At 64.2% G+C, this 12,496-nt stretch carries 13 protein-coding genes; 2 read left to right on the forward strand and 11 right to left on the reverse strand.

Going from position 1 to position 12,496, the window contains the following annotated elements:
• Positions 1–5: 5 nt before the first annotated feature.
• Positions 6–245 carry a TIGR02449 family protein gene (locus ISS97_RS05945; RefSeq protein WP_090449236.1) on the reverse strand — a complete coding sequence of 80 codons (240 nt, stop codon included), beginning with the start codon at positions 243–245 and terminating at the stop codon, positions 6–8.
• 102 nt (positions 246–347) lie between these two features.
• Between ISS97_RS05945 and ISS97_RS05950 the strand changes: the two genes are divergently transcribed.
• Both ISS97_RS05950 and ISS97_RS05955 read left to right on the forward strand, forming a co-directional pair.
• On the forward strand, positions 348–917 hold the full coding sequence (locus ISS97_RS05950) for a UPF0149 family protein (RefSeq protein ID WP_379987168.1): 570 nt from the start codon (positions 348–350) through the stop codon (positions 915–917).
• A complete protein-coding gene (locus ISS97_RS05955) occupies positions 914–2,224 on the forward strand; it encodes an aminopeptidase P N-terminal domain-containing protein (protein WP_379987167.1) in 1,311 nt (436 codons plus the stop codon). The genes ISS97_RS05950 and ISS97_RS05955 overlap by 4 nt, the downstream gene beginning before the upstream one ends.
• 59 nt (positions 2,225–2,283) lie before the next feature.
• On the opposite strand, the gene cydX is transcribed toward ISS97_RS05955, so the two are convergent.
• From cydX to rdgB, 10 genes are all read right to left on the reverse strand, one after another.
• Positions 2,284–2,415 carry a cytochrome bd-I oxidase subunit CydX gene (gene cydX, locus ISS97_RS05960; protein WP_379987166.1) on the reverse strand — a complete coding sequence of 44 codons (132 nt, stop codon included), beginning with the start codon at positions 2,413–2,415 and terminating at the stop codon, positions 2,284–2,286.
• A 15-nt stretch (positions 2,416–2,430) separates the two neighbouring features.
• A complete protein-coding gene (gene cydB, locus ISS97_RS05965) occupies positions 2,431–3,561 on the reverse strand; it encodes a cytochrome d ubiquinol oxidase subunit II (RefSeq protein ID WP_379987165.1) in 1,131 nt (376 codons plus the stop codon).
• 10 nt (positions 3,562–3,571) lie between these two features.
• Positions 3,572–5,125, reverse strand: a complete 1,554-nt coding sequence (locus tag ISS97_RS05970; RefSeq protein WP_449757860.1) for a cytochrome ubiquinol oxidase subunit I — start codon at positions 5,123–5,125, stop codon at positions 3,572–3,574.
• Complete coding sequence (gene cydP / locus ISS97_RS05975; RefSeq protein ID WP_379987163.1) at positions 5,125–5,349, reverse strand: cytochrome oxidase putative small subunit CydP; 225 nt, start codon at positions 5,347–5,349, stop codon at positions 5,125–5,127. The genes ISS97_RS05970 and cydP overlap by 1 nt, the downstream gene beginning before the upstream one ends.
• A gap of 658 nt (positions 5,350–6,007) precedes the next feature.
• Entirely contained in the window at positions 6,008–6,367 is a 360-nt protein-coding gene (locus tag ISS97_RS05980) for a hypothetical protein (protein WP_379987162.1), read from the reverse strand.
• An 86-nt stretch (positions 6,368–6,453) separates the two neighbouring features.
• On the reverse strand, positions 6,454–7,776 hold the full coding sequence (gene pepQ, locus ISS97_RS05985) for a Xaa-Pro dipeptidase (protein ID WP_379987161.1): 1,323 nt from the start codon (positions 7,774–7,776) through the stop codon (positions 6,454–6,456).
• Positions 7,777–7,997: 221 nt separating this feature from the next.
• The gene (locus ISS97_RS05990) at positions 7,998–8,360 is read right to left on the reverse strand and encodes a PilZ domain-containing protein (RefSeq protein WP_379987160.1); all 363 of its coding nucleotides are present in this window, start codon (positions 8,358–8,360) and stop codon (positions 7,998–8,000) included.
• Positions 8,357–10,603 (reverse strand): DUF1631 family protein, encoded by a 2,247-nt coding sequence (locus ISS97_RS05995; protein WP_379987159.1) that lies wholly within the window; start codon positions 10,601–10,603, stop codon positions 8,357–8,359. The genes ISS97_RS05990 and ISS97_RS05995 overlap by 4 nt, the downstream gene beginning before the upstream one ends.
• 75 nt (positions 10,604–10,678) lie before the next feature.
• Entirely contained in the window at positions 10,679–11,845 is a 1,167-nt protein-coding gene (hemW, locus tag ISS97_RS06000; protein ID WP_379987158.1) for a radical SAM family heme chaperone HemW, read from the reverse strand.
• 2 nt (positions 11,846–11,847) lie between these two features.
• The gene (gene rdgB / locus ISS97_RS06005; protein ID WP_379987157.1) at positions 11,848–12,447 is read right to left on the reverse strand and encodes an RdgB/HAM1 family non-canonical purine NTP pyrophosphatase; all 600 of its coding nucleotides are present in this window, start codon (positions 12,445–12,447) and stop codon (positions 11,848–11,850) included.
• Positions 12,448–12,496: the final 49 nt, after the last annotated feature.

Genomic DNA, 12,496 nt, shown 5'->3' on the forward strand with positions numbered 1-12,496 from the left:
GATACTCAGCCGTTGTTCTCGAGCGCCTTCAGGCGCTGGATCATTGCTTCGACGCGACTGCGCGCCTGCTCGTTGCGGGCCATCAGGCCGGCGCGTTCGCTGGCCAGCTGTTCCTGGCTATGCCGCAGGCTGCGGTTTTCCTCGTTGAGCCGGCGCACCATGTCGAGCAGGCGGTCGAGCTGCTCGCCCAAAGCGGCGATTTCTTGCTTGACGGGGTCTGGCTTGACGGTATCAGGCGTGCTCATGCAAGGAACTATAACAGGAGGTTTGGCGAAGTCAGCAGGGGCTCTCGGCGGTTTGCGAAGCACTGCATTAAACTGCCCACTTGCCCTTTAAGGAGTACCGCCATGGCGCCTATGGAGCTGATTGGCCACGAGGATCTGGACGCCGTCGCAAGGCGCCTGCAACTCGGCGTGGATGCCAGCGAACTGCACGGTTCCCTGTGCGGTTATCTATCCGCCGGCGGACGTCCCGGCAAGCAATCGCCGCTTGCCCTGCTGGAGCTGGAGGGGGCTGAGCCGGTGACGCCGTCGCCACTCGACCAGGCGTTCCTGGCTCGCCTGGTTCAGCAATGCGAAGCCGAACTGGCCGATCCCGAACTGGGTTTCGAACCCCTGCTGCCCGCCGACGATCGCCCGCTCGCGGAGCGCGTCGAAGCATTGGTGGATTGGTGCCGCGGTTTTCTTGGGGGCTTCGGCCTGGCCGGTTCGGACAAGCACGGCAAGCTGTCCGAGGATGCGCAGGAAATCCTCAATGACCTTGGTTCCATCGCCAAATCCGAGTTCGAGTTCGGTAACGAAGCCGAAGACGAAGATGCCCTGATCGAAGTGCATGAATTCGTGCGCGTCGGCGCCATGCTGCTGCACGCCGAATGCGTCGGAGGCCGCAACAAACCCAATAGCGATACCGTGCATTGAATATCCTGCCCGACGAGTTCGCCCGCCGTCGGCGCCAGCTGATGAAGATGGCTGGCGAAGACGCCGTCCTGTTGATCGCCGCCGCACCCGAGCGCATCCGCAATGCCGACGCTACCTGGCCTTATCGCCAGGACTCGGACCTGCATTACCTCTCCGGTTTCCCCGAGTCAGGTGCTGTGCTGGCGTTGTTGCCCGGGCGCCGGCACGGCGAAACTGTGCTGTTCTGTCGTGAGCGCGATGTGGAGCATGAGCGCTGGCACGGCGAATCCATCGGTACCGAACGTGCCGTCAGCGACCACGGCATGGACGACGCGTTTCCCATCGACGACATCGACGACATCTTGCCCGGCATGATTGAAGGCCGGGCACGTGTGTACTGCCACTTCGGTCGCGAGCCGGAATTCGACGCGCAGTTGCTAGGCTGGATGCGCCGCCTGCGCCAGCTACGCGGCGGTGGCGTGGTGCCGAAGGAGTTCGTTGTGCTGGGGCATCTGTTGCACGACTTGCGCCTGTACAAGTCGCGGGCGGAACTGAAGTTGATGCGCGCCTCGGCAGCTATCGCAGCGGAAGCGCATCTGGCGGCGATGCGGATTGCGACACCTGGACGTCATGAATATGAAGTGGAGGCGGAGCTGACGCGCGTCATGCGCAGTCACGGTGCGGTGCCGGCCTTCCCACCGATCGTCGCATCCGGCCCAAACGCCTGCGTGATGCATTACCAGGCGAATCGCGCACCGTTGCGCGAGGGTGATTTGCTACTGATCGATGCGGGCGCCGAGCTGGAATGCTATGCCTCGGACATCAGCCGCAGCTTTCCCGTCAGTGGCCGTTACAGCCGTGAACAGCGTGCGCTCTACGAAGTGGTGCTGGCCGCGCAACAGGCCGCCATCGACGAAGTACGTCCCGGGCAATCCTTCAGCGCCGCGCATGAAGTAGCGGTACGAATGATTGCGGAAGGCCTGTGTTCGCTCGGTTTGCTTAAGGGCGATGCGGATACGGCGATCGCGGAAGGCAGCTACAAACTGTTCTTTCCCGCCAAGACCGGCCACTGGCTGGGCCTAGACGTGCACGACGTGGGCGACTACCGCGTGGATGGCGAGCCGCGTCTACTCGAGCCGGGCATGGTAGTGACAGTGGAGCCGGGCATCTACGTGCCGGTCAACGAGCGCTCCGTGGCCGAGCGTTGGCGCGGTATCGGCATCCGTATCGAGGATGATGTGGCGGTGACGCGCGATGGGCATGAGGTGCTGACGGCTGCCGTGCCCAGCGATCCCGAAGTTATTGAAGCGCTGCTCGCACAGCGCTGAGGCCTCCAGCATTTGGACATCCGAACGGCCCGCATCAGGCGATGCGGGCCGTGGTGCTTTCAGGCGTCGGTTTCACTGCGGTCACTGCGCCGATCCGCTTCATCCGTCGCATGCACCTCGTACCACATTGCGTTGAGGATGCCGAAGGCGCAGGCCAGGCCGAGACCTAGAATCCAGGAGAAGTACCACATGGTTGCAGGCTCCGGTCAGTAGGTGTGGCTGGAATCGCGGACATGATCGAGCGTCACGCGCCCGCGCAGTACGCGATAGACCCAGCTGGTGTAGAGGATGATCAACGGCATGAAGATCGCCGTGGCGCCGAGCATCAGGCCCAGCGTGCCGCGGCTGGATGAGGCATCCCACACCGTGAGGCTGGAGCGTGGGTCGAGGCTGGATGGCAGCAAGAACGGAAACAGCGCGAAGCCGGCGGAGAGGATGGTGCCCGCCACCATCAGGCTGCTGCTGGCGAAAGCAGCCAGGCCGGTTTTCGCCACTGTCAGCTGCACGCCTATCGCGCCGAGCAGGGCCAGCACCGGCGCCAACCAGAACCATGGGTACTGCATATAGCTGGCGAACCAACTGCTGCCGCGGGCCACTTCCTTGAACAGCGGATTGGAGACGCCGTCGGTCACCACCGGCCCCACGATGGCGTAGCCAGACACGCCGTACGCAAGCCAGATGCCGGCAAGCACGTAGAGCACGACATAGACGAGCGTGAGCCAACGGGCCAGTTTGGCCGCCCTTACAGCGATGGTTTGATCGGCTTTCATGGCCGCCCAGCAGGCGCCGTGCGCCAGCAGCATGCTCAGCGACACCAGGCCGGCGACCAGCGCGAATGGATGCAACAGTTCGAAGAAGCTGCCGTGCCAGCTCATGCGCAGGTCGCCGTCGAACTGGAACGGCACGCCAAGGAACAGGTTGCCGAAGGCCACGCCAGAAATCAGCATCACCACCACGCCGGAGGCGACCAGCACCCAGTCCCACAGATTCCGCCAGCGCGCGTCATGGATCTTGCCGCGGAAGTTGAAGCCGACCGGCCGCAGGATGAAAGCGACCAATACCAGGAAGATCGCCAGGTACATGCCGGAGAACGACACCGCATAGAGCATCGGCCATGCGGCGAAGGCGGCGCCGCCACCGAGGATGAACCACACCTGGTTGCCTTCCCAGGTAGGTTCGATGGTTTCGAGCAGTACCAGCCGCTCTTCGTCGTTACGACCAAGCACGCGCAGAAGCGCAGCGATGCCGAAATCGAAGCCGTCCATGATGGCGAAGCCGATCAGCAGCACACCGAGCAACGCCCACCAGATCACTCGCAGGGATTCGTAATCGAACATGGCGTTCTCCTCAGCCCTTGGTCGCACTGGTGGATGGCCAGAGGCCAAGGCCGTCCGGTCCCTTGCGCGCGAACTTCACCATCAATGTCGCGTCGATCACCGCCAGTGCGGTGTAGAACAGCACAAAGCCGCCGAGTGAGGTCCATACCTGTCCGGACGTCACTGAAGACACGCCCAGCGCCGTCGGCAAGATGCCTTCGATCGCCCACGGCTGGCGTCCGTACTCGGCCACGATCCAGCCCAGCTCCGCCGCTACCCATGGCAACGGCAAGCTCCACAGCGCGAGCTTGAGATACCAGCGCTTGTCGTCGAGCTTGCGCTTGCTGGACAGCCAGAACGAATACGCGAACAGCGCGATGAAGTAGAAGCCGCAGGCCACCATGATGCGGAACGACCAGAACAGCACGGGCACATTGGGAATGGTGCTATCCGCCGCCTTCTGGATATCCGCCGGCGTGGCCTGGCGTGGATCGTCGATGAAGTGCTTCAGCAGCAGCGCGTAACCCAGGTCCTTGTCATGTGCCGCGAGAATCGCCTTGGCCTGTGCGTTGTTCTTGTCCTCGCGCAACACCAACATTGCGTCATAAGCCTGAATGCCGTTATCTATCTTGCCCTTGGTCTCCTCGACCAGATTGGCGATGCCGGGAATCGGCTTGTCGATCGAGCGTGTGCCGATCAGGCCCATCACCCAGGGCAGGCGCAACGCATAGTGCGTAGTGCGGTTCTGCACGTCGGGGATGCCAAACACCGTGAAGGAAGCGGGTGCAGGCTCGGTTTTCCACATGGCCTCGATCGCGGCCATCTTCATCTTCTGGTTTTCGGAAACCGCGTAACCGGATTCGTCACCCAGCACCACCACCGACAGTGCTGCGGCCAGGCCGAAGCTCGCGGCCACGGTCATCGAGCGCTTGGCGAAATCCACATTGCGTCCACGCAGCAGATACCAGGCGCTGATGGAGAGCACGAACATCGCACCCATCACATAGCCCGCGCTCACCGTATGCACAAACTTGGCCTGTGCCACTGGGTTGAACACCACCTCGCTGAAAGAGGTGACTTCCATGCGCATGGTTTCGGCGTTGAAGGCCGAGCCCACCGGATTCTGCATCCAGCCGTTGGCGATCAGGATCCACAGCGCGGAAAGGCTGGTGGCCAGCGCCAGGAACCAGGTGACCAGCAGATGCTTCACTTTGGAGATGCGCTTCCAGCCCATGAAGAACAGGCCGACCAGCGTGCCTTCCAGGAAGAACGCCATCAGTCCCTCGATGGCCAGCGGCGTGCCGAACACATCGCCCACGTAGTGCGCGTAGTAAGCCCAGTTCATGCCGAACTGGAACTCCATGGTGACGCCCGTGGCAACACCCATCGCAAAGTTGATGCCGAACAACACGCCCCAGAACTGGGTCATGCGTTTCCATACTTCGCGGCCGGTCATCACGTAGACGCTTTCCATGATGGCGAGCATCCACACCAGGCCCAGCGTGAGCGGTACGAACAGGAAGTGATAGAGCGCTGTCAGCGCGAATTGCAGGCGTGACAGGGTGACGACATCGGCATCGATGATCATGGATGGCCTTTGTGCGCAGCGGAGGATGAGGTGGCGGGAGCGAGCAGTTGTTCGATCGCGGCCGGACGGGTATCGGGGCGTGGATGCGGAGCGATGGCGATCCACCAGATCAGCGTGAGCAGCACGATCTTGGCAATCACGATAAGGATCAGTTCGCGCGCCAGCCGTCTCAGGGGGCGGCCTTGAGGTGCGCTGCTGGGTTGGGCAGACGACGTGGACATCTGGTGTTCCCCTGGATCAGCTGCGGGGCAGGATAACCAGTGGGGGTGTGGATGTCGCGCGAAGTGTTGTCGCAGAGGTGGGGTGTCGCAGGGGGATGATCTGGATCAGGTCTGCGGGTGGCCTTCTTTCTCTTACTTCGGTGGGGCGTAGGTAGTCACCATGGGAGTGAGGGTTCGGCTCTGCGACAACATCTCTACTTCGTCATCCCTGCGTAGGCAGGGATCCAGTGGCGTTGTCGCTCGGTTGTGGCGTTGGCGCGACCGGGTTCGCCTGCGGCGGGTTTCGTCCTCCTGCCGGAGGCCGAGTTACTTTTCTCTGTTTGCCCAGAGAAAAGTAACCAAAAGAGAGGGCACCCCTCTTACGCGCCCTCCGGCTTCGCCTGCGGGTCCGTGAGGGTTGGCCGGGCTTTTCGACACGACATCCCTGTCGTGTCGAAAAGGCATCGACGTCCTGTCGATGCCCCCTTCGGGGCCTGATCGTCCAACCCTCACCGCTCCACAGGGGACCCGTTACGGGCTCGCTTCGCATCGCCCAGCAAGATCAGAAAAGCATTGCTCCCTCTCCCCTCCGGGGGAGAGGGTTGGGGTGAGGGGTGGGTGCTCGGGATGGCGTTGCTACTTAGAGGGAGTGAATCAACAAACCTCGTGGCGCGCTACATCAACGCGCGCCGTCTTCAACAGTTTCAACATCCAACGCCAGATCAACGCTCGAACCATCCGCCATCACCAGTCTTCCACCGTCGATGCGCTCATGGTCGTCGTCTTCGGTGAGGAAGCGCGCTATGACGGTGCCGTTGCCGCGATCGCCGGTGACGTGGAAGGCGAAGGTGTCGTCGTCCGGTTCGTCGGTGGTGGTGGACCAGTCGACGTCGACGCGGCGGATGTGGCCGATGTGTTGGGCGACGACGGGGTGTTCGTTCATCGCTGCGGTGGCCTGGATGACGAATTGGTGCCAGCCCCACCATGCGATGCCGCCGATGGTGATGGCGAGGCCGAGCAGGAGGCCGACGGCAAGCATGATCCACGGCAGTGCGCGGCTTCGTTTGGTTGCGTGTGGTGGCAGCGGGGCAGGGCCGAGCAGTGGGGGCATGTTCGCCGGCATGGTCAGAGTTGCGCGAAGGCGTCGCGGGTGAGGTTTTCGGGGGCGTCGGTGGTGCAGACCAGGTCGTCTTCGATGCGGATGCCGCCGTAGGGGCGGAAGGTCTGTACTTTGGTCCAGTCGATGTCTGCGGCGAATGGCTTGTCGCGCAGTTCGTCGAGCAGCATATCGATGAAGTAGAGGCCGGGTTCGATGGTGACCACCATGCCGGGTTCGAGCACGCGCGTCATGCGCAGATAGGGGTGGCCGTCGGGGCGGGGAATGTTGCCGCCGTGTTCGTTTCGCTGGAAGCCGGCGACGTCGTGCACTTGCAGGCCGATGGGGTGGCCCAGTCCGTGTGGGAAGAAGGCGGCGGTGACGCCGGACTCGACCGCGCTTTCGGCACTCATGCGGATAAGGCCGTGTTCGCGCAGCACGTCGGCTAGTACGTGGTGAGCATGGATGTGCAGCTCGGGGTAGCTTTGCCCGGCGCGCACTTTCGCGACGAAGCTGAGCTGGGCGGCTTCGACGCTGTTGATCAAGGCCTGGAACTCGTCCTCGCCTTTGCCAGCGTAGGTGCGCGTGATGTCGCTGGCGTAACCCGCCGCGCTGGCGCCGGCGTCGATCAGGAACGAGCGGCTGTAATCGGGGGCCGTGCGATCGAAATGGGTGTAGTGGAGTACGGCGCCGTGTTCGTTGAGGCCGACGATGCTTGCGTAGGGGAGTTCCGCGTCGATGGCGCCAGCCGCGGCAAGGTAAGCCTGATGGATGCCGAGTTCGCTCTCGCCGTTGCGGAATGCATGCTCCGCCGCGCGGTGCGCGCGTGCGCCGGTACGGCTAGCGGCGCGCATCAACTCCAGTTCGTAGGGTGTCTTGTACGAACGGTGCCAGTGCAGGTAGTCGACCACGGGCTGCGGGTTGTTGGCTTCGACACCGGGCACGCTTGGGCATTCGGGAGCGATCACCGCGCGGCGCGTGGTGGCGCCAGGCAGCTGGGCTACGGCTTCGACAGCGCTACGCACGATCACGATGTCGAAGTGCTCCACCCAATAGCCGCGCGGCGCCTCCGGCACCACGTGCCAGTAGTCGCGCGGCTGCAGGAACACCAGCTTGGTCTTTTGCCCCGGCGTGTGCACGATCCAGCTGCCTGGTGCATCGGTCAGTGGCAGCCAGTGCTTGAAATGCGGGCTGGCGACGAAGGGGTAGTCCTGGTCGTCGAGGAACTTGCGCAGCGGCGTGCCGGCGGCGATCACCAGGTGGTCGTAGCCACCGAGTACCAACGCCCGGTCGGCGCGTTCGCGCAAGGTGGCGAGGTGCTGGGGATAAAGTGGGGCGAGGCGATCGGTCATGGAGGTTCCTGGCTTGGGCCCACCTCGCGGTCATGGCGGAGGCAAGCCAATGAGTGCGCCGCATGGGTGGCGCATGGGACTAGCCCTACATGATCGCGCGCAGGTGTTGTGCTGCCAACCTCGCTCGCCAGCACTCTTGTTCTGTAGGAGCGCACCCTGTGCGCGAAGTTGGCGCCAGCCAGCGACGTTGCGACAACGCCAATCGCCCACAGGGTGGGCTCCTACCCGTGCCCACCCGGGAGTGACAGCCACGCGTCGAGCAGGGCGGCATCGGACTGGCTGATCGCCACAATGCGATAGCCGGACCAGATCTGGCCTGGGTTGGCCGCGGCCTCGTGCCATTGCTCCTGGATGCCCAGCTCGATGGTCTGCGGCTGCATACCCAGCCCCGGCAGTGGCAGGCTCACCTGGTAGATCGCCTCGCTGCGCGGCGGGTACACGCTGATCAGCAGCATGCCGGTGGCGGAGAGATTGCCGAGATGGCCGATGGGTCGATCATTGATCGCGTCAGTGACGACCACGGTGAAGTTGGCGCGTTTGCGTTGGGCCCGGCGCTGATCGATGGAGCTGACGTTCGGATTCATGACCGGTCACCCTCCGGGCGATTAGCAGGTGGATGGCGCAGATTGCCGCTGAGTGCATGCATGGCGCGGTCAAGCAGGCTATCGCGACTGGGAGGAGCCTCACGTACACGGCCGCAGGCGATTTCGTGGGCGAGCTTCTCCAGTGAGATTTCCTCGCTGCGCAGGCCGCGCCGGGTCACAAACAGACTGTTGCCTGAAATCGGCGAAAACCACGCGAGCTTGCGTGGCGTGATGCGGCCGCTGGCGGGGTCGATGAACTCAAACCAGCTGCCGAAGGGCAATTTGCGCAGGTGGTCGTGGATGCGTTGCTCTTGCGGAGTCAGGTGATGCGCGGCCAGTACTGGTGTTTCTGGCGTCGCCGCCGGCTCCGCGCCCTGGTGTTCGCCAAGGCGCTGGTGCTGCTTGAGTTTCATGGCCAGGCCGGTTGCAGTGGGCGCGTTTTCACCCAGGCTGGCTGGCTCGGGTGTGCCGAGTAGCCGCTGCGCCACCTGATTGGCTTCGTCGACGTGCATGCCGATCTGCTGCAGGCCGGTTTCTACTTCGAACAGCAGCAGCTCACGATCATCCACGGGTATGCGCCCAAGCAGCTGATCGGTGATGCGCAGGCGTGCGGCGAAGACTTCACTGTCTTCGCCATTGCGCAGCAGGGTCAGGGCAAGCACGTCCGACCAGGCGCGCTCCAGCAGGGTGCGCAGCAGGCCGCGCGGCGGCGAGGTCTCGAAGCGTTCGGCGATGAGCTTGGCGGCCTGGCGGCGCGCCTGTTCCAGCCGTTCGCGGCCTTGCATGGCTTCGACCTGGCGACGCTCGGCGACCTGCGCTTTGCGATGGAGCACGGCCAGATGGTGTTCGATATCGGCGAGCAGGCTGGTGTACAGCCCCGCGCTGGGCGGCTCGCGCCGTGCGCGCTCCACCAGCTGGCTGAGCTTGGCGGCCAGCGAGCGGTCCGGATCGCCTTCGCCGCCGTCGAGCCAGTCATTGGCGGCTTCGGCTACGGTGCCGAGCAGGCGGCGTGCCGGGTGCTCGTGCTGGTCGAAGAAACCGCGGTCGCTTACCGCCACGCGCAGCAGCGGCAGTTGCAGATCGCTCAGCAAGGTGTGTGCGTTGCTGCCTTGCTGCAGTTGCTGCGCCACCTGTTCGACCAGCATGGCGAACAGTTCCACTGTGTCGCCTTGTTCGGGTGAAAGCTGCGTGCGTTGTGCTTCCGCGCTTTTGCCGGCATTGAGCTGCATTAGTAGCTCTTCGCGCAGTCGCTGCGCGCTGCGTAGTTCGCGAGTGGCCTGGTGCGTTACATCGGTCAGATGTTGTTGCAGGGCGCCGAGGGCGAGCTGTAGTTCCTCGGCCGTGGCCGGCCGGTCGCCGGAGGGGCTGACGCCATAGCCGGCACGCTGCTGGGCGAGCAGGTTGCGCAGGGTCTCGAGGACAGCAATGGGTTCGCTGCGTTGGGTCGCCGCCGCCGTGTTGTCTGGTGTGGCAGCGCGCTCTGGTTCGCGTGACGCGGCCGCAGCTGTCGCAGTGCGGATGCGGTCGTTGCCGCTGCGCGCCACGCGGAACGCGCGCAGCTGCGGCAGGATGCCGTCGCAGCTCAAGTGCTGGTTGACCGTTTCGTAGAGCGTCGCCAGCTGGCGGATCACCAGACTGTCAAAACTTTCCAGCATCAGCAGGCGATGCCGTACCGGCATGTCCAACGTGTGACTGGCTTCGAGAAAGGCGCGTGCGAGGGCTTGTGGCCCGAGCGGCAGAGTCTCGCCTTCGAGCGGCGGCTGGCTTACTAGTACGGCGAAGCGATAGCCCAGTTCGAACAGCAGCGTTCCATGGCGTGCTTCGCTGCGCGCGCCGGCTTTTTCCAGCGCCGCGGCTTGTTCGTGCTCGGTCTGGTCGAGCAGCGCGAGGGGATGTTGCTGCGCACTGGTCACATCCTCCGCGGCGGCACCCAGGCGACCGAAGCGCCGGCGTACCGCGTTGAAGAAACTCTGCTCGAGTTGCGCGCGATGCAGTTGCAATTGCTGGCGCACGCCCATGTGCAGCTGCTGATCGAGATGGCTGTGGCTGCGTTCGGCGAGCGTGTAGAGCCGCTGCTCGGCATCGCTGAGGCAGCTGCGCAGCGGCGCTTCCAGCCAGCTATTGCACAAAGCGTGCGTTTCTTCGATCAGGCGACGTACACGCGGGCTCCAACGTTCGTTGTCGAGACGATCGTTGCGTCCGGATGCAAGCGGCTGACGTCGACCCTGCTGTTCGACATCCATGGCAGTTCCGCCGGTTTCCCCCTGGAGGTTCCAGTCTATGCCCGGTCGTACCCCGACGGCCATCGGCCGGACGCGCTAGTCGAGGAAGCTGGCGATCACGTCGTTAAGGAAGCGCTGCCCCAGCGGCGTGGTTTGAAGCCGCCGTAGGTCCTGCGTAAGCCAGCCGCGCTGGCGGGCCTGGGCCAGTGGCTCAGCGATGCGTTCGAGGGGCAGGCCCGTGCGCTGGGCGAATTCGGCCATGGGCACGCCGTCGATCAGGCGCAGCGCGTTGAGCATGTATTCGAAGGGCAACTCGTCCCCGGCGACGGGGTTATCGCCACCGATGCGGCCGGGGCCGCCCGCTGCATCCAGCCATGCGCGCGGGTGGCGCGTCTTCCAGCGGCGCTGGACCTTGCTGCCGGTCGCGTCGCTGAGTTTGCCGTGGGCACCGGCGCCGATGCCCAGGTAGTCGCCGAACTGCCAGTAGTTGAGGTTATGGACACAGCGGCGGCCATGCCGCGCGTAGGCAGAGATCTCGTACTGGCCGTAGCCGGTGGCGGCCAGGCGCTGCTCGCAGGCTTCCTGCATGGCCCAGGCATGGTCATCGTCAGGCAGCGGCGGCGGATTGGCGGCAAAGGCGGTGTTGGGTTCCAGGGTGAGCTGGTAGTGGGAGATATGCGTGGGCTGCAGGGCGATGGCGCGTTCGACATCGGCCAGTGCGCCTTCCTGCGTCTGCTCCGGCAGCGCGTACATCAGGTCGAGATTGAAGTTGTCGTAGCCGGCATCCTGGGCCGACTTCACGGCGGCCTCTGCCTCGGCGGCGGAATGGATGCGGCCGAGGCGTTTGAGCTTGTCGTCGTCGAAGCTCTGGATGCCGAAGGAGAGGCGGTTTACGCCGGCAGCGAGGTAGCCATCGAAGCGGCCGTGCTCGACCGTGCCAGGGTTGGTTTCCAGGGTGATTTCGGCGTTGTCGGCGAGCGGCAAACGCTCGCGCACACCATCAAGGAAGCGTGCGATCAGCTCCGGGGCGAACAAGCTCGGCGTGCCGCCGCCGAAAAAGATGCTTTGCACGGTGCGGCCTTCCAGCGCGGCGCCGAAGTCGATGCGGTCGGCATCCAGGTCAGCCAGCAGCAGATCGGTGTAGAGCGCGTACGGTGGCGGTTCGCTGCGCAGGCCGTGCGAGTTGAAATCACAGTAGGGGCACTTCTTCACGCACCACGGCATGTGTACGTACAGCGATAGCGGTGGCGCGAGCAGTGACATGATCAGGCGTGCAGCTCGGCCAGTCGCGCATGCAGTGCGGTGAGCGCCTGGCCGCGGTGGCTGAGACGGTTTTTCACAGCGGGTTCCAGTTCGGCGGCACTGCTGGTGTGGCCGTGCGGAAGGAACAGCGGGTCATAGCCGAAACCTTGCGTGCCGCGCTGTTCGGTGAGTACGCGCCCGTGCCAGCGGCCTTCGGCGATCAGCGGTGCCGGATCGTCGGCGTGCCGCACCAGTACCAGTACGCAAATAAAGAAGGCTTCGCGCTGTTCGGTCGGCACGCCCTCCATTTCGCAGAGCAGCTTGGCGTTGTTGGCCGCGGCATCGCCGTGGACGCCGCTGTAGCGCGCGGAGTACAGGCCGGGCGCGCCGCGCAGATGATCCACGCACAGGCCCGAGTCGTCGCCCAGTGCGGGAAGGCCCGTGGCTTGTGCCGCGTTGCGTGCTTTCAGCAGAGCGTTCTCGACAAAGGTCAGGCCGGTTTCTTCAGCGTCCTCGACACCCAGGCTGCCCTGGGTGATGACCTCAAAGCCGCCGTCGGCGAACAGATGGTTGAACTCGGCAAGTTTGCCGCGGTTGCTGCTGGCGAGAACGATGCGTGACATGGATTCGATCGACAAGGGCGGAGATTCGGGATTGAGCGGCAGAGGCATG

The sequence above is a fragment of the Dyella koreensis genome, from assembly GCF_044904565.1.
GTDB lineage: Bacteria > Pseudomonadota > Gammaproteobacteria > Xanthomonadales > Rhodanobacteraceae > Dyella_D > Dyella_D koreensis.

Coding starts and splice junctions, on each gene's coding strand:
- ISS97_RS05995 (WP_379987159.1), bottom strand. CDS start 10,603: ATGGATGTCGAACAGCAGGGTCGACGTCAGCCGCTTGCATCCGGACGC.
- ISS97_RS05950 (WP_379987168.1), top strand. CDS start 348: ATGGCGCCTATGGAGCTGATTGGCCACGAGGATCTGGACGCCGTCGCA.
- pepQ (WP_379987161.1), bottom strand. CDS start 7,776: ATGACCGATCGCCTCGCCCCACTTTATCCCCAGCACCTCGCCACCTTG.
- ISS97_RS05980 (WP_379987162.1), bottom strand. CDS start 6,367: ATGCTTGCCGTCGGCCTCCTGCTCGGCCTCGCCATCACCATCGGCGGC.
- hemW (WP_379987158.1), bottom strand. CDS start 11,845: ATGTCACTGCTCGCGCCACCGCTATCGCTGTACGTACACATGCCGTGG.
- cydB (WP_379987165.1), bottom strand. CDS start 3,561: ATGTTCGATTACGAATCCCTGCGAGTGATCTGGTGGGCGTTGCTCGGT.
- cydP (WP_379987163.1), bottom strand. CDS start 5,349: ATGTCCACGTCGTCTGCCCAACCCAGCAGCGCACCTCAAGGCCGCCCC.
- cydX (WP_379987166.1), bottom strand. CDS start 2,415: ATGTGGTACTTCTCCTGGATTCTAGGTCTCGGCCTGGCCTGCGCCTTC.
- rdgB (WP_379987157.1), bottom strand. CDS start 12,447: ATGTCACGCATCGTTCTCGCCAGCAGCAACCGCGGCAAACTTGCCGAG.
- ISS97_RS05945 (WP_090449236.1), bottom strand. CDS start 245: ATGAGCACGCCTGATACCGTCAAGCCAGACCCCGTCAAGCAAGAAATC.
- ISS97_RS05990 (WP_379987160.1), bottom strand. CDS start 8,360: ATGAATCCGAACGTCAGCTCCATCGATCAGCGCCGGGCCCAACGCAAA.